The organism is Peptoclostridium acidaminophilum DSM 3953 (assembly GCF_000597865.1).
GTDB lineage: Bacteria > Bacillota > Clostridia > Peptostreptococcales > Peptostreptococcaceae > Peptoclostridium_A > Peptoclostridium_A acidaminophilum.
The window spans coordinates 903621-926467 of record NZ_CP007452.1 but is presented as its reverse complement, the minus strand read 5'-3'; the positions used below and the strand labels follow the sequence as shown (position 1 = coordinate 926467).

General features: G+C 44.0%; 21 protein-coding genes, 1 tRNA gene, 1 pseudogene and 1 other annotated feature. Of the genes and pseudogenes, 9 read left to right on the top strand and 14 right to left on the bottom strand.

What is annotated here, in order from left to right; all coding sequences use genetic code 11:
- Positions 1-7: 7 nt before the first annotated feature.
- Positions 8-1777, bottom strand: coding sequence for a B12-binding domain-containing radical SAM protein (locus EAL2_RS04590; RefSeq protein WP_025435232.1), 1770 nt, complete (start codon positions 1775-1777; stop codon positions 8-10).
- Positions 1778-2056: 279 nt separating this feature from the next.
- Here EAL2_RS04590 and EAL2_RS15810 point away from each other — a divergent pair, with 279 nt between their 5' ends.
- The 3 genes and pseudogenes from EAL2_RS15810 (at position 2057) to EAL2_RS16080 (ending at position 2651) form a co-directional block, all read left to right on the top strand.
- Entirely contained in the window at positions 2057-2269 is a 213-nt protein-coding gene (locus EAL2_RS15810; protein WP_025435231.1) for a zinc dependent phospholipase C family protein, read from the top strand.
- Positions 2250-2474, top strand: a pseudogene (locus tag EAL2_RS16085) (zinc dependent phospholipase C family protein); the annotation flags it as partial. The gene EAL2_RS15810 and the pseudogene EAL2_RS16085, both read left to right, overlap by 20 nt.
- A 15-nt stretch (positions 2475-2489) precedes the next feature.
- A complete protein-coding gene (locus tag EAL2_RS16080) occupies positions 2490-2651 on the top strand; it encodes a hypothetical protein (RefSeq protein ID WP_242842516.1) in 162 nt (53 codons plus the stop codon).
- A gap of 79 nt (positions 2652-2730) precedes the next feature.
- Here the strand turns inward: EAL2_RS16080 and EAL2_RS04580 are convergent, their stop codons facing one another.
- Positions 2731-3114: a bactofilin family protein gene (locus EAL2_RS04580; RefSeq protein WP_025435230.1), complete on the bottom strand. Its 384-nt coding sequence runs from the start codon at positions 3112-3114 to the stop codon at positions 2731-2733.
- 91 nt (positions 3115-3205) lie between these two features.
- Here EAL2_RS04580 and EAL2_RS04575 point away from each other — a divergent pair, with 91 nt between their 5' ends.
- Positions 3206-3574 (top strand): hypothetical protein, encoded by a 369-nt coding sequence (locus EAL2_RS04575; RefSeq protein WP_025435229.1) that lies wholly within the window; start codon positions 3206-3208, stop codon positions 3572-3574.
- A gap of 4 nt (positions 3575-3578) precedes the next feature.
- Here EAL2_RS04575 and EAL2_RS14725 read toward each other — a convergent pair whose 3' ends face one another.
- Positions 3579-4340 carry a glucosaminidase domain-containing protein gene (locus tag EAL2_RS14725; protein ID WP_025435228.1) on the bottom strand — a complete coding sequence of 254 codons (762 nt, stop codon included), beginning with the start codon at positions 4338-4340 and terminating at the stop codon, positions 3579-3581.
- A 149-nt stretch (positions 4341-4489) separates the two neighbouring features.
- Here EAL2_RS14725 and EAL2_RS04565 point away from each other — a divergent pair.
- The 4 genes from EAL2_RS04565 (at position 4490) to EAL2_RS04550 (ending at position 9258) form a co-directional block, all read left to right on the top strand.
- Positions 4490-4565: transfer RNA gene (locus EAL2_RS04565), tRNA-Pro, on the top strand.
- A gap of 227 nt (positions 4566-4792) precedes the next feature.
- Positions 4793-5833 carry a copper amine oxidase N-terminal domain-containing protein gene (locus tag EAL2_RS04560; RefSeq protein ID WP_025435227.1) on the top strand — a complete coding sequence of 347 codons (1041 nt, stop codon included), beginning with the start codon at positions 4793-4795 and terminating at the stop codon, positions 5831-5833.
- A gap of 390 nt (positions 5834-6223) precedes the next feature.
- Positions 6224-8866 (top strand): bifunctional acetaldehyde-CoA/alcohol dehydrogenase, encoded by a 2643-nt coding sequence (gene adhE / locus EAL2_RS04555; protein WP_025435226.1) that lies wholly within the window; start codon positions 6224-6226, stop codon positions 8864-8866.
- A gap of 197 nt (positions 8867-9063) precedes the next feature.
- On the top strand, positions 9064-9258 hold the full coding sequence (locus EAL2_RS04550; protein ID WP_025435225.1) for a hypothetical protein: 195 nt from the start codon (positions 9064-9066) through the stop codon (positions 9256-9258).
- A 63-nt stretch (positions 9259-9321) separates the two neighbouring features.
- Here EAL2_RS04550 and EAL2_RS04545 read toward each other — a convergent pair whose 3' ends face one another.
- The 10 genes from EAL2_RS04545 to EAL2_RS04500 all read right to left on the bottom strand — a co-directional run bounded on the left by EAL2_RS04545 (position 9322) and on the right by EAL2_RS04500 (position 20706).
- Positions 9322-10239, bottom strand: a complete 918-nt coding sequence (locus EAL2_RS04545) for a hypothetical protein (RefSeq protein ID WP_025435224.1) — start codon at positions 10237-10239, stop codon at positions 9322-9324.
- Between the two features lie 7 nt (positions 10240-10246).
- Entirely contained in the window at positions 10247-11947 is a 1701-nt protein-coding gene (gene argS / locus EAL2_RS04540) for an arginine--tRNA ligase (RefSeq protein ID WP_025435223.1), read from the bottom strand.
- A gap of 165 nt (positions 11948-12112) precedes the next feature.
- Entirely contained in the window at positions 12113-13426 is a 1314-nt protein-coding gene (argH, locus tag EAL2_RS04535; protein WP_025435222.1) for an argininosuccinate lyase, read from the bottom strand.
- Between the two features lie 17 nt (positions 13427-13443).
- Positions 13444-14649 (bottom strand): argininosuccinate synthase, encoded by a 1206-nt coding sequence (locus EAL2_RS04530; RefSeq protein ID WP_025435221.1) that lies wholly within the window; start codon positions 14647-14649, stop codon positions 13444-13446.
- A gap of 104 nt (positions 14650-14753) precedes the next feature.
- Entirely contained in the window at positions 14754-15581 is an 828-nt protein-coding gene (locus tag EAL2_RS04525; protein ID WP_025435220.1) for an ABC transporter substrate-binding protein, read from the bottom strand.
- Positions 15582-15650: 69 nt separating this feature from the next.
- Positions 15651-15865 (bottom strand) — a binding site (T-box leader).
- Positions 15866-15960: 95 nt separating this feature from the next.
- Positions 15961-16164 (bottom strand): hypothetical protein, encoded by a 204-nt coding sequence (locus tag EAL2_RS04520; RefSeq protein ID WP_025435219.1) that lies wholly within the window; start codon positions 16162-16164, stop codon positions 15961-15963.
- Between the two features lie 131 nt (positions 16165-16295).
- A complete protein-coding gene (locus EAL2_RS04515) occupies positions 16296-16745 on the bottom strand; it encodes a nucleoside recognition domain-containing protein (protein ID WP_025435218.1) in 450 nt (149 codons plus the stop codon).
- 78 nt (positions 16746-16823) lie between these two features.
- Complete coding sequence (locus tag EAL2_RS04510) at positions 16824-17171, bottom strand: nucleoside recognition domain-containing protein (protein ID WP_242842496.1); 348 nt, start codon at positions 17169-17171, stop codon at positions 16824-16826.
- A 46-nt stretch (positions 17172-17217) separates the two neighbouring features.
- Positions 17218-18249, bottom strand: coding sequence for an alpha-hydroxy-acid oxidizing protein (locus EAL2_RS04505; protein WP_025435217.1), 1032 nt, complete (start codon positions 18247-18249; stop codon positions 17218-17220).
- An 84-nt stretch (positions 18250-18333) separates the two neighbouring features.
- Complete coding sequence (locus EAL2_RS04500; protein WP_025435216.1) at positions 18334-20706, bottom strand: endonuclease MutS2; 2373 nt, start codon at positions 20704-20706, stop codon at positions 18334-18336.
- 237 nt (positions 20707-20943) lie between these two features.
- On the opposite strand from EAL2_RS04500, the gene EAL2_RS04495 reads away from it, so the two are divergent.
- Entirely contained in the window at positions 20944-21582 is a 639-nt protein-coding gene (locus EAL2_RS04495) for a hypothetical protein (RefSeq protein ID WP_025435215.1), read from the top strand.
- Between the two features lie 62 nt (positions 21583-21644).
- Here EAL2_RS04495 and EAL2_RS14720 read toward each other — a convergent pair whose 3' ends face one another.
- Positions 21645-22829: an S-layer homology domain-containing protein gene (locus tag EAL2_RS14720; protein ID WP_025435214.1), complete on the bottom strand. Its 1185-nt coding sequence runs from the start codon at positions 22827-22829 to the stop codon at positions 21645-21647.
- Positions 22830-22847: the final 18 nt, after the last annotated feature.

Here is a 22847-nt window from a genome sequence, read left to right as displayed (position 1 = left end):
TCTCCAATCAGTCCAAGTTTATGAAATATATTTTAGTGTCTCCCCCGGAGTTGGCCTTGGGATATACGAACAGCGCCGCCTGACGGCTCTTGCCCGCCATTGAATTTGGCGATTCAACCAAGGCTTCAATATCGCATGCGAACTGCTCGATATGCACCCTTCTTGCAAAGCTCCTGTGCTCGCTTCTGTCATATTCCGGGATTATGCCAGCGAGCCTGGCTTCGTCTCGAAGCAACTCAAGTCGCCATTCCCCGAACTCGTCAGAGGCTGTTCCCGCCATGAAATCCGGCACACGTGAGGTCTTTGCCATGCTCAGATAGTCAAATCTAAGCAGTTCTCTTACCGTGTCTGTCCGTCCAAAATCCTTGTGCTTGCAAAATTCGAGCAGCAGCCTGTAAAAACAGTCCCTGGAGTGACCAATTTCATAATAGCCTTTATCGTGCCAGTACTCTGCGTACTCCATGAAAAATTTGAACGCGTCGCCCGTATACAAGCTTGCTATGATGTAACTGCAGGCCTGGGTGAATTTATGGGAATTCCAGTAGAGCTCGAGGAGCTCCTCCATTTCCTTTAGCCTCGCAAGCTGCTCGAAGCTGATATATTTGTTCTGCAAAACCTCATAGGGAGGATTCGCCCTGTAGACGTAGCCGTGTTCCCTTAGCTTTTCGCTTCTGCTTATAGGAGCTCCCTTGAGCAGCTTCAAAAATCCAAGCTGAATATTGTCTGCGCCCAGGTCAAATACACCGTTGAACGAATCGCGAAAGCTCTCGAAACTCTCATGCGGCAAGCCAGCTATGAGATCCACATGCTGATGGACCCTGCCCGCCTTTGCAATTTCAGTTACGACATTCCTTATCCTTTCGAAATTCTGTCCTCTGCCTATCTCCCTTAAAGTGTCGCGATTGAGCGATTGTATGCCTATTTCTATCTGGAAGAGCCCTTTCCTTGCATTCTTGAATATGCCAAGCAGCTCCTCGTCTATTGTGTGCGCAGCCACCTCGAAGTGGAAGTTCGTATAGCCATTGTCGTTTTCCATTAGATACCTGAGTATCTGAGCAGCCCTTTTGACGCTTGCATTGAAAGTCCTGTCTATGAACTTGACCTGCTTTATGCCTGCATCAAGGAATATCTTGAGCTCGCGCTTGACCCTGCTGATGTCAAAATACCTGACGCCCCTTTCTATGGACGACATGCAGTACTGACAGCTGAAAGGGCAGCCTCGTGAGCTTTCATAGTATACTATCTTGTCCTTGAACTCCTCCATTGTGCCGCTTAAATAAGGGCTTCCAACAGAGTCTAATGACTCCATGGGACATCTGGCGCCATTTTGCACCACCCCGTTTGCCATCCTGAAGGTCAAGCCTTCTATCGCAGACAAATCAGAGCCATGCATAATGCCAGTCAGGAGCTCGCTCAGCGTCAACTCCCCTTCGCCCGAGACGACAAAGTCAATACTGCCGCATTCTTCCATTATTTGCTTCGACTCGAACGACACCTCCGGCCCACCAAGAATAACCTTCACTCCGGGAGCCACCTTTTTTAAGTTTTCAGCCAATTCAAGAGTTGATTCGATGTTCCATATATAACATGAAAAACACACAACGTCGGCATTTTTGTCGAAAAGCCCTCTGAGTATCCGGTCCTTGTCCATATTTATAGTGTACTCGGCTATTTCAATTTGAACGCCTTCTATTCCGCCGCAAAATTCCTTCAGGTACCTTATTGCAAGATTTGTGTGTATGTATTTAGAATTAAGAGAAGCTATGACCACCTTCATTTAATATCACCTCTGGCCCGGCTCTTGCGAGTCAAACTTTTTCAATCTGAGCACTTCAATCACTGTATATATTAACATAAAAAAAAAATCATATCCATATTATTCCGCATTGCCTGCAATCCAATGATTTGCAGAACGAGAAGCTGTGAATCCCTTGACTGAGAAGCACAAAAATTCAGAATTCAATTGTTTTTAACTTGCAGTTTTATTTTTATTGAAGTAAAATTATAGGTACAGGCAATTTTAATCCATACAACTATAAGAAAAGAGGGTGGTAAGTTGCTAGCACAAACCCACAGCATAATATCGGCTCACATGAGCGACAATATAGAAAACAGGCTTGGCATATCACTTAACAAAAAACTTCTTTCACTCGGTAACATGATGCCCGATATATGGCCTTCGCTGGCTGTAAAGAAGCACTACAAAGAACAGAGCTTTGATTTTGTTATAGACCAGATAGAAAAACTACATAGCGGGCGGCCTGTATGAAAACCAGCTTTCGATAGATGCTTTTTCACTCAGACTTGGCATAGTAACTCATTTTCTTTCAGACTTTTTCTGCCTTCCTCACCACAACAGGGAGTATTTCCATGACAAGCTGCGCGAACATCTTTCATACGAGAACAAGCTTCATGATCACTTCAAGAGTTTTTCAGGCATAAGAAGCGTTAACACCCCTTACATCCAAAATGCCGAGAGACAAAACATAGTGAAATTCATAGAAGAACTCCATCTTGAATATAAAAACAGCAAAGCAGGATACATAACCGACATATACGGCTCAATAAATGTATCTTCCGCAATAGGAATACTAATTGTTGAGAACTCTCTTGTAACATCGGATGCCCTTCAAAAGGCTGCATCATTTTAAATTGAATTTGGATATGGCAAAGGCTGCTGATGACTCAGCAGCCTTTTTTTTATATTGGAGGTTCTTTCAATATACTTTTCTATTCTTTTTTAGAATCTTCGTCTATAACGCTGCTTTTCCCGCTGAAAAAAGCTCCTTTTTCAATTGACATGCTCCTGTACTCTATGTCTCCTTCAACCCTTGCTGTATCCCCTATTATCAAGTTTCCATCCACTCTTATGCTGCCTCTAACCTCGCCTTTTATGAATGCACCCGTACTCTTAATGTCCCCTCGAATTATGGAGTTCTCCTCGGTAATGACGCTGCGCTCTGTAGTCACATCTCCATACACTTCACCTGCCACGTTAATATCACAGCTTCCCGAGATATTGCCGACTATTCTGCACTCCTTTGATATTATTGTCGTGTTGCCCATGCTTATTATCTTTTGGTATCCCATCTTAACCTTGTCATTTTTTATCATATGTTGCCTCCCGATATTATCTATATTTGATTAAAAAACGTCTTCTGTGGCTAAATATTAATTAAGCAACTATTTTGAAGAGGTGGGTTTTATGAAGAAGATAAAAGACAGACTCATAAGCGAAAAAATCTCAATATATTTTTACTCTATAAGCGGTCGCCCCAGAAGCCTCCAGGTAAATCAACTTGTAGGATTTCTTTCGATTTCGCTTCTCATATCCCTGCTGTTGGCTAGCTCTCTGCTCTACATCGAGACAGGCTCAAGGTATTACAGACTAAAACAAAGCAATGCAGCGCTGCTCCAAAAATGCGAAAAGCTTGAAGCTGAAAACAAGACATTGAAATCCGAGCTTGATTCACTCTCAACAGAGTTAAGTTCCGCGGAGAACGAGCTCGACAAGATAATAGAGTACAAGAATCAACTTGAGCAGAGCCAATTCATAAAGAGTATCAACAGATAGCTGTCTAAAATCCTGATTCAAGCTCTATTCGCACGGCGTTCTTATGCATAAGCGAAGCAACTGCTGCCGCCCAATTCTTGTCAGAAGCGTATTTTGCCCCTATCCGCTCTACACTCAGGGCTCCCTTCGAGAAGTACCCTGTGCTTATTATGCTGGCGAATTTCATTATACTTTCCTGCTTTGACGCAAATCTCTTTGCGCTTCTATATGGTGTCGCATCATACGCACCTATGCCAAACAGGTTGTTTTTCATTCTGGAAATTTTTGATTGCCCATATTGCGACTCATGTTGCGCCACTGAAATAATAAAAAGCGCATTAACTCCATGCAGGTGCTCTGCCGCTATCACATATTCTCCCAGGCCCTCAAGCGATGTTCCTTCAATAAGCTTGTCTATATCACTTTTTGTGTATCCGCTCGTTTGCGAAAGGTCCACTTTAAGATACTGGCTGCTTGTCATCGCCTTGACAGGCTCCTCCTGCGCTTTGGCGCTTTCTTGAGTTGCCGCTCTTTCCGCCACGCTCGCAATGTTTTCAAGATCAACCTTAAGCAATGAAGCCTTCTTTGAAAAATCAGAAATATCGGTGCTTAGCTGATATGTCTTTTGATATTCAGAAGCCGCACTGCTGTCATAATAGCCAAACGGAGGCTTTTCTGTAGCTGCCCAAAGCTTTTTTTCATAAAGTCCGCTCATTAAATCCGCCACAAGCGTGACAGCAAACAAGCAAAACGCTGCTGCCATAATATATATTGCGCCCTTTACCATGTCATCACTCCTTTACATGCTCATGGCAGAACACCCAAATATCTTCTTGTTTATATACCCAAAAGCAAATGAGTTTCCCCTGTTTTCTTTTTCTATTTACAAAATAAACCTTAATGCTTATAATATGTATATGCATCAAAAGAAACTATCGGGGTGTAGCGCAGGTGGTAGCGCACTTGACTGGGGGTCAAGGGGTCGCAGGTTCAAGTCCTGTCACTCCGACCAAGAAAAAAAGGCATCAGAGATTTCATAAAGTCTCAGATGCCTTTTTTTGTTGTCTGTCCGCAATCCTACATTTGCCAGCTTTCCATGCGAACATGGCTTCTATTAAAATATTTTAAAAAAATTATTATTCATCACAGATTTATCACTTTTTATGGGTATAATAATAAAATATTTAAAAATGGACACTAGTTGTGATGTTAGTTTGCAAAATAACAGGAGGGATTAATTTGTTTAAAACGTTTAAAAGCAAAAAAATGGTGATTGCATTTGTTGTAATGCTCAGCATAATGATACTGCCGATAGCTCAGTATTCGCACGCCTCTGTGATGAAAAAGACGGTTGATGCATGGTATCGTGATTTGAAGATAGTCGCCAACGGAACTCAGGTACAGATGCCACTTGAGCCTTTCATAATGAATGACAGTACATACGTTCCAGTCAGAGCCCTTTCTGAAATCCTGGGCAAGAATGTGGGTTGGGACGGAGCTACTTCTACAGTAACTATTACTGACAAGCCTGGTTCAAATGTTGCGGTTCTAAACAACACAATTATTCAGCAAAATGCTGAAATCACAAGACTTAAAGCACAAATCGAAGATCTTAAGGAACAGCTTGATGATGCCGAATCATCACGTGACGATTTGAACGATCTTGAAGATCAATTACAAGATGATTACTCCGATTTCGAGGACATCGAATTCGACATCAGCCTTGATGGCGATGAGGACGACATCCAGGTTGAGATAGGTTTTGACGGCGGCACATACTCGACCGAATGGGATGCCCTTTCAAACTCCGATATCGAAGACTATCTTCAGGACATAGTTGATGACATACTCGATGAATTCGAAGACGCCGACATCGAAGGCTACATCGAGGACAGCGACAGTAATGATAATGTGGTGGAATTCACAGTTGATTCCAGAGGCAATGTATCGACAGACTCTTCAAACTTTGAAGATGACTTGAATAATCTTGAGGATACTATAAACGACGACTATGACAACAATTTTAGCAATATAGATCTCACGATCGACCTCACTGGAAACGAGGACAGTATCAGATTCAATGTCCGTGTTGATCTTGGCACTTATCAGGATGAATGGGCTGATCTAAGCAACAGCCAAATAGAAAATTTCATGGAAGACATTTACAACGACATATCTGACGAATTTAGCGGTGCTACAGTTAGAGGTTACGTATACGACACCGACAGCGGAGATAATATCGGCACCTACACGAGAAGCGCTGGATACGTTGAACAGTAAATTCGAAAAATAAATATGCATTAGTTGTGAGAACATCTGTGATTCTAATGATGTTCTCTTTTTTATGCATTTTAATGAGAACCGCTCTTTCTGCTGTATAACGTGTGCATAATAAATTTACACAGATGTTGCCATTGCCTCAACTCATATGTTCTTTAATTCAACGGCATGCTTGTTTTGCCGTGTACAAAATAAAAAACAATTGTGAAAAAATATCCAATGCATTCCCTTGTTTATTTATATCTATTCAATGTGACATACTATTTAACTGTTGTTTTTACAATACTCTGTTTATTTAGGCTTTATTTGTGTTGACAATATGTCGTAATGATAGTATCATTAATTCAATCAATTAGTTAAATTACTATCAAACTTTCAGGGGGTATTGTTATGGCTAACGAAAAAAAAGCTAGCGGTGTCGATAATAACATAAAAAATGACACTGAAGCTGTAAAAGCGAGCATCGATTTACTTGTAAAAAATGCTACTAAAGCTAGAGATGAATTTTTGAAACTGGACCAAAGTGCGGTCGACAAAATTGTTAAGAACATGGCTCTAGCTGGAGTTGATTCCCACATGAGCCTGGCAAAGATGGCTGTCGAAGAGACAGGCCGGGGAATATACGAAGACAAAATGACAAAGAACCTTTTCGCTACAGAATATATATATAACAGCATAAAAGACGACAAGACTGTTGGCGTTGTTTATGAAAACGAGGAGGAAGGCTTCACTCATATTGCTGAGCCTATAGGGGTAATAGCAGGCGTGACTCCTGTCACAAACCCAACATCGACTACAATGTTCAAATCAATAATATCTATGAAGACAAGGAATCCAATAATATTCAGCTTCCACCCTTCAGCCCAGAAATGCTCTGTTGAGGCTGCCAGGACTGTAAGGGATGCGGCCATAAAGGCCGGAGCACCTGCAAACTGCATACAGTGGATAGAAGAACCTTCAATCGAAGCCTCTAATCAGCTTATGAAACACAGCGGCGTATCTCTTATACTTGCAACCGGAGGCCCTGGAATGGTCAAGTCTGCCTACTCTTCAGGCAAGCCGGCACTTGGCGTTGGCGCCGGAAACGTGCCATGCTACATAGAAAAGAGCGCGGACATTAGACAGGCGGTTACAGACCTTATACTTTCAAAAACATTCGACAACGGAATGATATGTGCGTCTGAGCAGGCTGTAATAATAGATGAGGATGTATACAACGAAGCTGTAAATCTCATGAAACATTACAAGTGCTACTTCGTCAAAAAAGATGAGATAGCCAAACTTGAGTCTGCAGTTTTAAATGCCGATAAAACGGCTGTAAATGCGGCTATTGTCGGACAAAGTGCCTATAAGATAGCCAGCTTGGCCGGAATCAGCGTTCCCGAAGACACTAAGATTCTTGTTGCAGAGCTAGACGGTGTAGGACCTGAAAATCCGCTTTCCCGCGAAAAGCTAAGTCCTGTAATTGCTTGCTTTAAGGTTAAAAACAGCATGGACGGTATACAGCGTGCAGTTGAAATGACAGAGTTAGGTGGTCTTGGACACTCTGCTGTCATCCACTCGAACAACGACGATGTTATACTTGATTTCAGCATGAAGGTCAGGGTTGGAAGACTTGTAGTCAATGCTCCTTCCACTCACGGAGCCATAGGAGACCTTTACAACAACAAAATACCTTCTCTAACTCTGGGCTGCGGCTCTATGGGCAATAACTCCACTACGGACAACGTTTCAGCAGCAAATCTTATTAACATCAAAAAGGTGGCGAAGAGAAGAGTGAACATGCAGTGGTTCAAGATACCTGAGAAGATATTCCATGAATTCGGTTCTGTTCAATACCTTTCGGCAATGGAGGATATAGAGAGAGTTGTCATAGTTACTGACAAGATGATGTTTGACCTTGGATACGTTGAAAAAGTTATGTACCACCTGAGAAAAAGAACGAATCCTGTAACCATAAAAATATTCTCGGATGTCGAGCCTGATCCAAGCGTTGAAACTGTAATGGCCGGAGCAGAGCTTATGAGAAAATTCAAGCCTGACACTATAATAGCCTTGGGCGGTGGTTCGGCGATGGATGCTGCCAAGGGAATGTGGCTGTTCTATGAACACCCTGAAACAAGCTTTGATGGTCTGAGGCTCAAGTTCCTTGATATAAGAAAGAAGACCTTCAAGTTCCCTACTCTTGGAAATCATGCCAAAATGATAGCAATACCTACCACTTCGGGAACTGGCTCAGAGGTTACGGCTTTTGCAGTAATTTCAGACAAGAAAAACAATATGAAATATCCGCTTGCCGACTATCAGCTAACTCCTGATGTGGCTATACTTGATCCTGACTTTGTCATGACTGTTCCGCCAAGTGTTACAGCAGATACAGGGCTTGATGTACTGACTCACGCAATAGAGGCATACGTGTCCGTGCTAGCTACAGATTTTACTGACGCCCTTGCTGTAAAAGCCATCGAGCTGGTATTCGAATATCTGCCAAAGGCTTACAGAGACGGCAGCGACAGAGAGGCCAGGGAAAAAATGCACAACGCCTCTTGCATGGCTGGAATGGCGTTCACTAATGCTTTCCTTGGAATAAACCACTCGCTGGCTCACAAGCTGGGAGCAGAATTCCACATACCTCACGGAAGGGCGAATGCAGTACTCATGCCTCACGTAATAGAGTACAACGCTTCCATGCCTACTAAGTTTGCAGCCTTCCCTAAATACAAGGAATTCGTAGCAGATAAGAGATACGCGCAGATAGCCAAAGCTCTCGGCCTAAAAGCAGCTACTGCCGAAGAAGGCGTCAAGTCGCTTATAGCAGCAGTTAAAGACCTAATGAATGAAGTCAACATCCCAATGACAATAAAAGACTGTAACATAGGTGAAAAGGAATTCTTTTCAAAGGTAGATGAGCTTGCTGACAAGGCCTTCGAGGACCAATGCACTCCTGCAAATCCAAGAATGCCTCTGGTTACAGAGCTTGCTGACATACTCAAAAAAGCATACGGAAAAGCAGACGTCACATCAGCAAAATAAATATATATTAAAAAGGCCTCTTTAGAGTGAGCGATTAATTCTAAGGAGGCCTTTTTTTAAATCCAGGGTCGAAATTCTTATAATTCTTATAATTTTATGTCTTACAATTACAAAAGGCATCGAGTTTATGGTAGAATATTTATTGTGAATAAGCATTCTGCCACCGGGTCGATGCAGCCAAAGGAGTGAAACATTTTATGGAACCATTTGACGAGCTCTCTATAGAAAATATCTCAAAGCGTGACCTTCTCTTGATACTCAAATCCCTTGAATTTACATATGAGAACACTAAGCTGGATGAATTTTCAAATTTGAGGAAAAATATAATAGAAGAACTCTGCTTTCTGACTAATTCCTCTCAGGATGAATTTTTGCGGTTTCTGGAAAAATAAACCCAAAAGTAAAGGACCTTCATTGAAGGTCCTTTTTGTGTCTCTTGCTTCTGGCGCTTTAAGCTACTGCTTTCTTTTAAACTTGAAGGCATATTCACCCGACTTTGCATCCAGTCTTATGCTTAGTACATCGCCGTCCAGACGGACTGATTTTGCACATACCCTTCCCAGTATCGGATCTTCTGAGCATTCGCCTTCCTTTAGCAGCACAAGGCTTCTTGGATCACAAACAACATTGCTGAAGCCTTCTTTCTTAATCAATCCCTCTCTGAGCTTGTATACGTATTCACAGAGGCTTTTTATAAAGCTGCCGCCTTCAAATGTTCCGTTCATGCCAAGGGCTCCTGCATAAAAGCCTTTGAGGCTTGAAAGCTCGGCATCATTTTCTTCGCAGTCTTCTACGAAAAGCTGAAACAGCACCTGCATGAGCCCGTCTATCGGGGTCTTTTCGCTTATGCCTTCCCTGTCTTTCCTTTGCAGCCTGTCTATTTTTTGTATTGCATATATCCTTGATTTTTCAAAGGCTATTATTTCCAAAGTGCCTTTTGGCCTTTCGCTGTAATCAAAAAGCATATTCCGCATTCCCCCGGTCAGCTTGGCCAACTCCAGCTTTTTGTTTTTCAGCATACTCTCATATGAAAATGCTAAGAGCAAGTATGCGATTTGAATATCCGAAGGTTTGACCTTGTCGCTGCTCGCAGCCTTTATGCCTGAGAGCTCTTCTGCGAAAAGCCCCCTTGTTTTCTTGTTTGCCGCTATCAATGGTATCATGGGCAAAATGGCGTATTCAAGCTTTCTTGGCTGAACGCCATAAAACTTGTAGTATATCTGCTCACATTTAAACCTTGAAGAATCAAAAACTGTACAGCCTGCCGTCTCGTCTGTGGCAAGCGACTTGGCAGCCAGCTTCAACAGGTCTCTCGAATATTCATCGTCTATGCAAAATGCGCTTTCAATAGATTTTATTATCTTAGTCTGCATGGCATCACTACATTCTGTCTGGCGATTGCACCCCAAGCAGAGCTAGTGAATTTTTGATTGTCTGCCTTGTTGCGTCAACAAGAGCCAGCCTTGAATTCTTGATTTTCTGGTCATCTATTATTATCTGGTTGTTGTGGTAGAACTTATTGAATGCCTTCGCAAGGTCCATAACATACCTTGAGACTATATGTGGCTCGTTTTTGGCACATGCGTCTTCTATCGCTCCAGGAAGCCTCTCAAGTTCCTTGATGACGCTGAATTCATCTTCACCTGTAAGTACGCTGAAATCCACTGCTGAAGAGTCATACGCACCCGCCTTTCTCAGCACTGAGCACGCCCTCGCGTGAGTATACTGCACGTAAGGTCCTGTCTCGCCTTCGAAAGAAAGCGTCTTGTCGAACGAGAACACATAGTCCTTTATCCTGTTGTTGTAGAGCTCCTGGAATATGACAGCTCCTATTCCAACCTGTCTTGCCACTTCCTCAACATTGTCTATATCCGGGTTTTTCTCCCTTATTATTTCCATTGTCTTTTCTACCGCTTTGCTAAGCACGTCCTCAAGGAACACCACTCTTCCCTTCCTTGTTGCAAGAGTTCCCTCTTCAAGGCTTACAAGCCCGAAAGGCACGTGCACGCAGTCTCCCGCCCATCCGCAGCCCATCAGCTCAAGCACTTTTATCCACTGTTTGAAGTGAAGATTCTGCTGGGAAGCGACTACGTATATGTTCTTGTAGAAATCATAGTGCTCCTTCCTGTAAACTGCCGCAGCTATATCCCTTGTTATATAAAGAGTTGAGCCGTCGCTCTTTCTTATTATAGCAGGCGGCATGGAATACTCTTCAAGGTCTATTATGTCAGCCCCTTCAGACTTTTTAAGGAGCCCTTTTTCCTCCATAATATTGACTACCTTGTCCATCTTGTCCGAATAGAAGCTCTCGCCGGCGTACGAGTCAAAGCTTATGCCAAGCATCCCGTATACCCTGTTGAACTCCTGGAGCGAAACGTCCCTGATCCACTGCCAAAGCTGGACAGCCTCCGCGTCTTTCCCCTCGAGCTTCTTAAACCATGCTCTAGCCTCGTCTTCAAGGGCAGGCTCGTTTTCCGCCTCGTCATGGAATCTGATATATATCTTGAGCAGCTCCTGTATAGGATTTTGCTGTATTACTTCCAGGTCACCCCATCTTTTTATGGCCACTATGAGCTTTCCAAACTGCGTGCCGTAGTCTCCAAGATGGTTTATAGTTACAGCATCATAGCCCATAGCCTTGTAGAGCTTGTATATCGAGTTGCCTATCACAGTGCTTCTTATGTGTCCTATGTGGAAAGGCTTTGCGATGTTTGGCGAAGAAAACTCTACTATCACAGTCTTTCCCTTGCCGTAGTCGCTGTTTCCGTAGCAGTCGCCCTTGGAAAGCACTTCGCTAATTACGCTTTCCGCCATGGATGCCTTGTTTACGAAAAAGTTGACGTATCCGCCTGCAGGCATTACCTTTTCAATAGTCTCGTTTTTTTCAAGCAGCTGCGCAATGTCTTCCGCTATCATGTTTGGAGCCTTTTTGAAAACCTTTGCCAGTTTGAAGCATGGGAATGCGTAATCTCCCATTTCCTTGTTCGGCGGCACTTCTATAAGTTCGCCTATCTCTGCCTTGTCCAACTGATCTATTTTTGAAGCCAAGAGTTCTACGACGTCTTGTTTGTAATCTCGCATTAAGATTCCCTCCCGTTTATTGTAAGCCACGCCTTATAAATGCGACGGCTAAGACACATTCTCATATATTCATATTAAAATAACATAACAATGATATATAAAAAACGACATAAAATCAAGCATGAAAAGAAAATGAAGGCGATAAACCTTCATTTTCTTTTCGTTCTAGAGATATTTTTTTATGCCTTTTTTCAATATGTTGTCGTAGTCTATGAATTCGAATATGTCGTTTTCGAACACCGGATTGAATCTTTTGAACTCGTCAAGAGAGAGTTCCTCTATTGCACATCCCTTGTCCTCGCAGTATATTACTATTTCGCCCACTATGCCGTGCGCATCCCTGAAGGCCACTCCTTTGTTTACAAGGTAGTCTGCAACCTCGGTTGCGTTGAGGAATCCGTACTTTACAGCTTTTTTCATGTTTTCACTGTTGACCTTGAGAGTCGAGAGCATACCGCTCATAACTCTTATGCATGCTGTCACAGTGTCAAGCGAATCAAAGAATTGCTCCTTGTCCTCCTGCATGTCCTTGTTGTATGCAAGCGGCAAGCCTTTTATAGTTGTAAGGAGCGATATAAGGCTTCCATACACCCTGCCGGTCTTTCCTCTTATCAGCTCGGCTGCGTCCGGATTTTTCTTCTGAGGCATTATGCTGCTGCCTGTTGAAAACTCGTCTGACATGTTTATGAACTTGAACTCCTGGCTGCTCCAGAGTATGAGCTCTTCGCTGAGTCTGCTCATATGCATCATTATTATCGAAAAGCAAGAGCACAGCTCAAGCAGGTAATCCCTGTCGCTCACTCCGTCCATGAAGTTTTCTACCGGCTTTTTGAAACCCAGCTCCTTGGCCGTGTGCTTTCTGTCAATGTCGTATGTCGTGCCGGCAAGCGCGCAGCATCCAAGCGGGCTTTCGTCAAGAATCTCGATAGCATTCGCTATCCTTTTCTTGTCACGCGAGAACATACTGTAATATGCCATCATGTGATGCTTGAATGTAACAACCTGTGCCCTTTGAAGGTGAGTGTAGCCTGGCATTATGACGTTGTTGGCATCCGCAAGCTTTTTGATTGTATCAAGCAGCTCCTGGAGCTCGCCTTCGAGCATTTTTGCATTATCCTTTGCAAACATCCTCATATCTACTGCTACCTGGTCGTTTCTCGATCTTGCAGTGTGCAGCTTCTTTCCAAGATCGCCTATCCTCTTTATAAGGTTTGACTCCATGAAAGAGTGGATATCTTCATAGTCTCCGCCTATTTCAAGCCTGCCAGCTTCTATGTCTTCCAGAAGTCCGGCAAGGCCGTCTGATATAACCTTGCCCTCTTCCTTCTTGAGTATTCCTGATTTTACGAGCATGCTGACATGGGCTATGCTGCCTTTTACATCCTCTCTATAGAGCCTCTTGTCGAATGAAAGCGAACTGTTGAAGTCCTCCATCAGCTTGCTCTCTTCTTGTTTAAATCTTCCACCCCATAGCTTCATATCGTATAACCACCTTTTTATTTTTCATCCTTGCTTTTCATCATGGCTTCTATCTTGAATGGCAGATTGAACAGGTTGATGAAGCCTGTTGCATCCTTCTGGTTGTAGAAATCGCTCGCTCCAAATGAAGATATGCTGTGCTCGTAGAGCGCGTAAGGAGAATCCATTCCTGCAAATACAATGTTGCCCTTGTAAAGCTTGAGCTTAACCCAGCCTGTAACTGTCTCCTGTGTCTTGTCTATGAAGGCGTCCATTGCCTCCTTGAGGCTGCAGAACCATGTGCCGTTGTATACAAGCTCCGCATATTTTAGAGAGATCATCTGCTTGTACTGATACGTCATCTTATCAAGGCAAAGGTGCTCAAGATCCTTGTGTGCGCTCATTAGTATAGTAGCACCAGGAGTCTCATATATTCCTCTTGATTTCATACCTACAAGTCTGTTCTCAAGTATGTCTGTAACGCCTATTCCATTTTCTCCGCCAATCTTGTTTAGCTCGGCAAGCAGCGATGCAGGGCTTAGCTCTTTTCCATCAAGCTTTGTTGGTATTCCTTTTTCAAAGTATATTTCTACATAAGTAGGCTCATCCTTTGCCTCTTCAAGAGTTCTTGTCATAAGGTAGAGATCCTGTGGCTGCTCATTCTTTGGATCTTCTATTGCTCCGCCTTCGTGGCTTATATGCATAAGGTTCATGTCCCTTGAATATATCTTTTCCTTAGTTACAGGTATTTCTATGCCCTTTGCATTTGCATAGTCTATCGCGTCTTCTCTTGACTCTATGTCCCATATTCTCCAAGGGGCTATTACCTTTATTTCGGGAGCAAGCGCCGCCATTGTAGTTTCGAATCTAACCTGGTCGTTTCCTTTTCCCGTGCAGCCGTGAGCTATATACTTCGCTCCCTCTTTCTTTGCTATCTCAACAAGCTTTTTGGCTATTAGCGGTCTTGCTATTGAAGTTCCCATAAGATACTTGTCTTCATATACGGCATTTGCCTTTATTGACGGGAACACATAGTCCTTTACGAACTCCTCAACCACGTTTTCAACGTATACCTTGACTGCGCCTGATTTTATGGCCTTCTTCTCAACCTGCTCCATGTCGTCTTCCTGTCCTACGTTTATGCATGCTGCCACTATATCCAGGTCGTAGTTCTCCTTTAGCCATGGAATTATTATAGATGTGTCAAGACCTCCTGAATACGCAAGAACAACTTTTTCCTTCATTTCTATTTCCCCTTTCAAATTTATTTTCACATGCTATGCTGTTAAAAAACCTGCTTATTTATTATACCCATTATTAACTTTATTCACTAAAACCTAGCAATGAATTAATTGTCGTTTAGTTCTGTAGCTGCCGCTACAAACTCATCAATTTTACCTTCGCCAATAAGCCTGTCAAGAGTCTTGTCTATTTCTGCAATAAGATCCTCGCCGCCTTTTTTGATTGCTATCGCCGAGCCGCTGTCTCCAGTTTCAAGATTTATTGCTGAGACTGCAAGATCTGCATTTCTCTTTACATATGCAGTTGCAACAGGGCTTTCAACAAGCACTCCGTCTATTTTGCCGTTTTTGAGTTCAAGCACAACATCGGCAACTCTGCCAAGTCCTTTTATCTGCTGCTCAGGAATCAAATCCTTGGCAATCTGCTCCTGTGTAGTTCCCTTTTGAACTCCTATGACCATGCTCGCAAGGTCATCCATTGTCTTGAAAGATTCAGCCTTGTCAGCTTGTACTATTATTGACTGAGTCGCCACATAGTACACCTTTGAAAAATCAACGCTCGCTTTTCTCTCCTCAGTTGGAGTCATACCTGCTATTATGATGTCTATCTTGCCGGCGTTAAGCGCTGCAAGCAGCCCTTCAAACTTCATGTCCTTGATCTCCAGCTCTACTCCAAGATCTTTGGCTATTTCCTTGGCAATCTCGATGTCAAAGCCCACTATCTCGTCCTTGCCGTCTATTTCCTTGTGGAACTCGTACGGAGGGTATGAAGCGCTTGTTCCAACAACAAGCTTGCCGTCTGCTTTGATTTGTTCAAGCTTGCTCAGCTGCTTTGAGCCCTCCTGCTCCTGAGATGTCTTTTGCGAACATCCCACCATTGAAAATACCATCATTAGCGCAACTACAAGCAGCGCTATTTTTTTCATCTTTTTCATACTACACCTTCCCTTTCATATTTTTTAATTTGAACACAAAAAAACTTCGTTCTTATACATTGATTTTGTACAAGAGACGAAGTTATATCCGCGTTACCACTCTTCTTAAGACAGCATATTTCTGTCTTCACTCGATGCATTTAACGGCTGCCACCGTACTGCCCTACTATGATTTCAGACAGTCTCTTCATGGATACGCTTCAACATGGCTATGCACCGGGCTTGCACCTTCCCCGGCTCGCTTTGACACCCACCCTGCCTACTCTTCCAATCAAAAGATTTGATTATGCTGTTCTTTGAATCTGAGTATAATAGCTTTGAACTTGCAAGTCAATATGTATAATTTTTTTTTTAGATAAAAATTCTGTCTGCCAGATAGTTATATAATGCCATTAAGCTTTATGTAGCCCACTGCCGCAATGCCGACTGCAATAAACATCAGTCCGATTATATGTTTTTTCCCACTGCTCACAGCTTTAGCCGAGCTGCAGCCATATCTGTCTATGATGGCCGGCAAATCTTTCTTTCTTCTGAAATGGCTTCTTTTTCTCTTTGCCATTTGTTCAATCTCTATTGTTATCATTTCACACACCCCCGACTTTGATGTCACTTAATTTATATCATTAAATACCCACCGCCGAAGGGTTTCAAATACTATTTCAAAAAATTTTTTATAAAAAATGCTCTCAGCCTGCTTTAGCTGAGAGCATTTTGCTACTTAAACTGCGGATCCGTTCTGTCAAGCCATTTTGACATGGCATATGTAAGCACTACTGCCGCAACCAGTCTTGACCCGAGCAGTATGAAACCATTTGCCCCCACTGCAACGAAAACTAACGTATCTTCGATTACTGCATGGCAGTTTACAAGAAACAAGACCACAAGCGTTATGTCACGCCTTGTAAGCGAGCCGTCCCTGCTTGATTGCACTATGGCTCCGGCGCCGTAAGATATTCCAAATACGAGCCCTATTAGCAGCGGAAACGACGCCTGCTTTGACATACCGAAAAAACCTGTTACAGGCTTTAGTGCGTCAGCAAATCTGTCGAGTATCTTGTAATCCTTGAGCAGCTGCATAGCCACCATAAGGGGTATTACAATGACTGCTATTTTGAATATTGTATTTAGGCTTCCAAACACAGCTTCTTTTGCTATTTCAACCATTGCAGCACTCCCCCGATGTTCCCTGCTATAATGCCCACCATAAACGACATAGCAAGCCTCGTTACGGTCATGCCTATTTCATTGACTCCCAGCATTTTCACCACGGCCGTTTCCATGAAAAGCGCGTGCGAGAACGAGAGCATCAGGGCTATTGTTGTTATCTGTGAGGCCGTGAGGTCTATTGCGCTCATTGCGCCAAGAGCCGCAAAAAAAATTGAGACAGTTGCCCAGAACAAGCACTATCGCAGCTTCGCCGGGAAGGTTGAAAAGCGCCATGAGCGGCTTGAACATATCTGCAATCATGCCCATCACAGGAGTATGCCTCAGCACCGTGACAAGCACGTATACCGGAATTACAACTTTTGCCAGCAGCAGTGTTGTGTCTATCCCCTGTTTGATCCCTCTTCTTATTGAACCTGTAATCATCTGCATTTCCTCCTGCTGCTATTGCCCTTCAAAACATTTACTCATGTTATTTTATGACGTTAAGGTTTACTATTTTGCTCTCGTCGATGTCGCTAATGCTGCTGCAGCCTGTGAGCAGCATAGCTTGGTAAAGCTGGCTCTTGAAATTGTCTATAACCGCTTTGACTCCATCCTCGCCGCCTCCTACTGCTCCCCATATCATAGGTCTTGCAGCAAGCACCGCATCTGCACCGAGCGCTATATATTTAAGTATGTCGGCGCCCTCTCTCACGTTACCGTCTGCAAGTATAGTCACCCTGCCCTTTACGGCTCTCGCTATCGAAGGCAGCACCTCAGCTGCTCCCAGGGTATGGTTTAGTACCCTTCCGCCGTGATTTGAGACAACTATCGCGTCCACTCCGGCCTCTGCGGCAAGCTCAGCCTCATCAGCGCTCATTATGCCCTTGAGTATGAACGGCAGCTTTGTGGCTTTTTTAATTGCCGCTATGTCCTCCATGCTCTTAGGTCCTACAGGCTGTCCGAAAAGTGCCATTGTAACAAGGCCTGCTCCGTCTATGTCCATGCCTACCATCTTCACTCCGGCCTCATGAGCCATCTCAAGTCTCTTTATTACCTCGTCGTTCTCCCTTGGCTTTATTACTGCGACCCCGTAGCCGTTTGCCCTCTTGACGCTGTCAAGACCTGCCACGTAGAATTCGCTCTTGCCGCTGTCTCCAACCATTGCTATCGTGCCGGCTTTCTTGCTTCCAAAAACTACAGCGTCGCAGTATTCCTGCTCGCTAAGGTAGCCGCCCATGTTTATGTCGCTTCCCGTTACAGGCGCACATATTAGAGGCAAATCCAGCTTCTCCCCGAGCACCTCGACACTCATGTCGGGATTCTTGGCGCCGTGCATAGTCCTGAGTACCAGCTTGACATTTTTGAGGGCCTCGAAGTTTCTCTTGAACGAATCCCCTGTTCCGGTTCCGCCCATTCCGGGCACCTGTCCTGCGCAGTAAAGGCCGTTGCACTCCTTGCACAGGTTGCAAAGGCCGTTCATTCTTTCTTTTGCAAGCTTCTTAATTTCCTTCATGTCCATATTTTCTCCCCCTTTATTATTTTAATATTGACATTCTAACAGATTTTTAATTGTTATGGTTATACTTATTGCGTAGTATTAATTCTATTTAAGATGCACCACGGTTACTCCCATGCCGCCTTCCCCGTATTCTCCGTCCCTGCTGCTTTTGACATGAGAATGGCGCTTTAGCATCTGCTTAATTCCAGACTTTAGCACTCCCGTACCGACCCCATGTATTATTGTGACCTTCTCGAGCCCCGATATATATGCATCGTCCAGATACTTGTCCACCTCGTACATGGCCTCTTCAAGATTCATTCCGCGCAGGTCTATCTCGGCCTTAATGCTTTCCGCTTTTCGCTTCATTATCCTTCCGGCGCCTGTGCTGCCTTTGCCGGCAGCCTCCTGCTCTGCCATCTCGAGCGAAGCGTAGGGCAGGGCCATCTTCATTATTCCAATCTGAACGAGAGCTTCCTTTTTCTTGTTGTCGCACGAAAGGACATTTCCTTTCTGGCCCAGAGTTATGACCCTGACCTCGTCTCCAGGCTTGAGTGTCTTGAGCTCTTTTTTTGCGATTTTGGGGATTATTATATCGTCGACTCCAGTCTGAAGCTTGCCCATGGATTTTTTGATATCCCCTCTTACCTGCTCAATCTTCCTGTTCATTTCCTTCGTGTAGCCGGCCTTTTCAATATCTCTTAGTTTTTTGACGAGCTCATCCGAGTCTTCCTTTGCGCTCTTTAGAATCTTTTGGGCTTCGCGCTTGGCCTCAGATATTATCTTGTCCTTTTGCCTATTTACGCTATCCCATTTCTGTCGGTAGTCTTCCTTTAGCCTTTCAGCCTCCTGCTTTTCGGAAAGCGTCCTTAGCCTGTCGGCTTCGGCCTGCTGCCTCTTTTGCTCTATCTCCTGAAGCAGGTCTTCGAATTCTATGTTCTCCGTGTCTATTAGCTCCTTGGCCTTTTGTATTACATAATCCTCAAGTCCGAGTCGCTTTGATATCTCAAATGCATTCGACTTGCCCGGAACTCCGATCAGGAGCCTGTAGGTCGGGCTGAGTGTGGCAACGTCGAACTCCACAGAGGCGTTCTCAACTCCCGCCTTTGTAAGAGCGTAATGCTTGAGCTCGCTGTAGTGAGTAGTCGCTATAGCCCGCACATGGAGCCCGTGCAGAAGGTCGAGTATTGCCATTGCAAGCGCGGCGCCTTCCACTGGGTCGGTTCCCGCCCCAAGCTCATCAAATAGCACAAGCGAGTCGGCGGTGACGTTTTCGAGTATCTGCACTATATTTTTCATGTGCGACGAGAACGTAGAAAGGCTCTGCTCTATGCTCTGCTCGTCACCAATGTCGGCAAATACCTGTTCAAACACTCCCATGGTCGTGCCAAAATCCGCAGGCAGATGAAGGCCGCTCTGGCTCATGAGGCAAAAAAGGCCCACAGTCTTGAGTGTGACGGTCTTTCCCCCGGTGTTAGGCCCTGTGATTACGAGAGTGTCAAACTCCCTTCCCAGCCATATATTTATTGGCACAACGGCATTGCCAGGTATCAGCGGATGCCTGCCGTTTTTTATCCTTATATACTTTTCCGAGGTTATTTCCGGCTCTATGCCCCTCATTTGCGTCGAAAGCTTGCCCTTTGCAAATATAAAGTCAATCCTGCCCAGTGTGTGCGAATTGGCTGCTATCTCATCTGCAAACTCGCCCACCCGCTGTGAAAGCAGCTGGAGTATGCGCTCTATCTCTTCCTTTTCCTTTAGCCTTAGCTCGCGAAGATCGTTGTTCATGTTCACTATGGATATAGGCTCAATAAAGAGCGTTGCCCCGGACGATGACTGGTCGTGGACTATTCCCTGTACGCTTGATTTGTATTCCTGCTTTACAGGCACAACAAACCGGTCGCCCCTTATTGTGATTATCGCATCCTGAAGATATTTTTGGTATGAAGTAGATGTTATTATTGAATGGAGCTTTGCCCTTATATCCTCATTCTTTTGGACTAGTCTCCTTCTTATGCTTTTGAGCTCGTGGCTTGCAGTGTCTGCAATCTCATTTTCTCCGATTATGCTGTTTTCTATGTCATCTTCTATATCCCTGAAGACTGAGAGCTCCTGCGAGAGGACGTGCATAAGAGGATAGGCCTCAGGCGAGTTCTTGCCTATGAAGCCCTTTATTCTCCTGGCAGCCCTCAGGCAGTCGCATACCATCAGGAGCTGCCCAGGCTCAAGCGAAGATCCAAGCTGAGCCCTTTTGGCGAGATGCTCAATGTCATGTATTCCCCCAAGCGGAATGTTTCCGCTTTTTAGTATCATGGACTGGGCCTCGCTAGTCTCCTTTTGCATATGCTGCACCTCTTCCATTTCTGAAGAAGGCGTTATTTCCCTGGCATGTCTTGCGCCTAGCGATGATGTTGTCTTGTCCACAAGCATGCCTACTATTTTGTTGTATTCTAAAACGCTTAACGCTTTGCTGTTCATAATTGTCTGAAATTCCTCCGTATATGCTTAATACTTCAACATAAGACTATCATATTTTGGTATTTGAGTTCAAATCTTTTTATGCATTCGCCGTTTGAATGGAATTGCTACTCATCCGCAACTTATTTCCATACCGGATTTTGACCATTTTTTTAACTTGATGCTAAAGCGGGATTTAAAAAAATCGTATTTTGTTGTAGTATATATATAATCAGACATCGAAAGGGGAACTCTTTAATGGGCTTTTCAAAAAGAAGAGCAAAAAGACAGAGCCGGACCAGTTTTTCCAGGATTGTGTTTAGAACATTTACATTCATAGGCTTTGCAGTATACTCAATTTTAAGCTTTGAATATTTCTTCGATCCTTTATCTGTCAGCGGATATTTGAAATTGTTTTTTTACATATATCCCTTTTTGTTTTTATCCTACATATACAATTTCAAAAACGATTTCTGCAGGAGCAGCAAAATACTCAAATTCGGCTTCAACATTATGTTTCTGGTTACAGCTTCCCTGATGTCGCTGTTTGTGGCATCCCTCATAATGAACCCCTGGATTATGGAAAGCTCCAGAAACGTCACATATGTGGTGTTTTTCATGGGATCTGCCATGCTGTTTGACTTTTTGATAATAGAGGCTATCAACAAGAAAATCCCCAAACATTTTCCAAAAATAAAAGCAACGCCAGAAAAAGAGCCATGTTTTGCTGAAAAATCACAAGCTCCAGCAAATCCCGAGCTTCCCGAAAGCGACGCTTATCTCAATGAGTCTCTTGAAATAACAGCGAGGCAAATATCAATAGTAATCGAGCGCCCAAATCCAAATCCTTCAGAAAAAACCAGTCACAAACTGCTTAGCAGCAAGGACGCATTTTAAATCGAATTAAAAACACCTCATAAGCAAATAGCCTGGCTATAAAGCATATGAGGTGTTTTTTTTTAATACCCGTCAGTATATGGCGGGTTGTCCCTATTGTTCTCAAGCTCATCTTCAGTAAGCATCTCGACTACTCTCGCCCTTATTGTATCCTCTGTGATTGCCCATATGAAGTCCCCCCTGCCTATGGCAGCTGCTGAATTCTTGCTGGACTCTTCGTATACAAGCGTGCTTCCCGAAAGGCTTATGTTTGTAAATGTCTCATCATCATCTGTGCTTCCCGGAGTCGTATCAAGCTTAATGAAGTTCCCGCTCTTTTCAACAACTTTGCCGTATATGCTGTCAAACGGCTTGGAATTTATAGGCTTTACAAATTCAATCTCACCGCTTCTTATTCTGGCAACATACGGCCTTTCTTCGTCTATCTGGCTGTACTCGAGGTTTCTCGCCTTGGCGCTGAATGTTCCGTCAACTCCGTATTCTACGAATTCAACGTAGGCATCCCCTCCGGACATCCACTTTTCAAGAATATAAAACGCCCTGTGAGATGTTGAGCTTTCAGGTATACCGTTTTGTTCCTGCTCTTGTTCTTGCTGGTCTTGTTCTTGCTGCTCCTGCTCCTGTTCCTGTTCGCGCAGCCTGTCCCTGACCTTTGTCCCTTCATCGAGCATTCTTATGGCTTCTGCCCTTGTGACGCTTCTGTCAGGCATAAAGCTGCCGTCAGTATATCCTTTTATTATGCCCTCCTTGAAGCAATATCCCACCGCATCTGCTGCCCATTCAGCTATATTGATATAGTCGCTGAATCCCGCCGCCTCTTTTGAATAGTCAGACTGCTGCACATTAAGCGCCCTTTGGATCATAAGAGCCGCCTCCTGCCTTGTTATCCGGGCATACGGTCTTACCGTATTGTCCTCATAGCCTGATATATAGCCTGCGGCATTTGCCTTTAGCATGTCAGTGTAGAACCAGTCGCCTGCCGCAACGTCCTTGAAGCTCACCGCCTTTATATCGCTTAGCCCGAGAGTCCTGTTCATGAAAGCCGCAAACTCTGCCCTTGTAACAGGAGCATCCGGCTTGAATTCACCGCTCTCATATCCTTTCGCATACCCCTTCTCCAGCCATGTCCTTATCTCGCCTTCAGCCCAGTGCCCGCTGATGTCTGCGGCTTCAAGCGCAAATACAGGCTGAAAAAACAGGCTCGATGCGCATACAAGCCCTATAAGCTTGCTTTTGAATCTCTTCAATTCGGCCATCTCCTTTCA

Bases quoted from the DNA above. Each gene is read 5' to 3' on its own strand.
- EAL2_RS04590 (WP_025435232.1), bottom strand. From the start codon at position 1,777: ATGAAGGTGGTCATAGCTTCTCTTAATTCTAAATACATACACACAAAT.
- EAL2_RS04580 (WP_025435230.1), bottom strand. From the start codon at position 3,114: ATGATAAAAAATGACAAGGTTAAGATGGGATACCAAAAGATAATAAGC.
- EAL2_RS04575 (WP_025435229.1), top strand. From the start codon at position 3,206: ATGAAGAAGATAAAAGACAGACTCATAAGCGAAAAAATCTCAATATAT.
- EAL2_RS14725 (WP_025435228.1), bottom strand. From the start codon at position 4,340: ATGGTAAAGGGCGCAATATATATTATGGCAGCAGCGTTTTGCTTGTTT.
- adhE (WP_025435226.1), top strand. From the start codon at position 6,224: ATGGCTAACGAAAAAAAAGCTAGCGGTGTCGATAATAACATAAAAAAT.
- EAL2_RS04550 (WP_025435225.1), top strand. From the start codon at position 9,064: ATGGAACCATTTGACGAGCTCTCTATAGAAAATATCTCAAAGCGTGAC.
- EAL2_RS04545 (WP_025435224.1), bottom strand. From the start codon at position 10,239: ATGCAGACTAAGATAATAAAATCTATTGAAAGCGCATTTTGCATAGAC.
- argS (WP_025435223.1), bottom strand. From the start codon at position 11,947: ATGCGAGATTACAAACAAGACGTCGTAGAACTCTTGGCTTCAAAAATA.
- argH (WP_025435222.1), bottom strand. From the start codon at position 13,426: ATGAAGCTATGGGGTGGAAGATTTAAACAAGAAGAGAGCAAGCTGATG.
- EAL2_RS04530 (WP_025435221.1), bottom strand. From the start codon at position 14,649: ATGAAGGAAAAAGTTGTTCTTGCGTATTCAGGAGGTCTTGACACATCT.
- EAL2_RS04525 (WP_025435220.1), bottom strand. From the start codon at position 15,581: ATGAAAAAGATGAAAAAAATAGCGCTGCTTGTAGTTGCGCTAATGATG.
- EAL2_RS04520 (WP_025435219.1), bottom strand. From the start codon at position 16,164: ATGATAACAATAGAGATTGAACAAATGGCAAAGAGAAAAAGAAGCCAT.
- EAL2_RS04515 (WP_025435218.1), bottom strand. From the start codon at position 16,745: ATGGTTGAAATAGCAAAAGAAGCTGTGTTTGGAAGCCTAAATACAATA.
- EAL2_RS04510 (WP_242842496.1), bottom strand. From the start codon at position 17,171: ATGATTACAGGTTCAATAAGAAGAGGGATCAAACAGGGGATAGACACA.
- EAL2_RS04505 (WP_025435217.1), bottom strand. From the start codon at position 18,249: ATGGACATGAAGGAAATTAAGAAGCTTGCAAAAGAAAGAATGAACGGC.
- EAL2_RS04500 (WP_025435216.1), bottom strand. From the start codon at position 20,706: ATGAACAGCAAAGCGTTAAGCGTTTTAGAATACAACAAAATAGTAGGC.
- EAL2_RS04495 (WP_025435215.1), top strand. From the start codon at position 20,944: ATGGGCTTTTCAAAAAGAAGAGCAAAAAGACAGAGCCGGACCAGTTTT.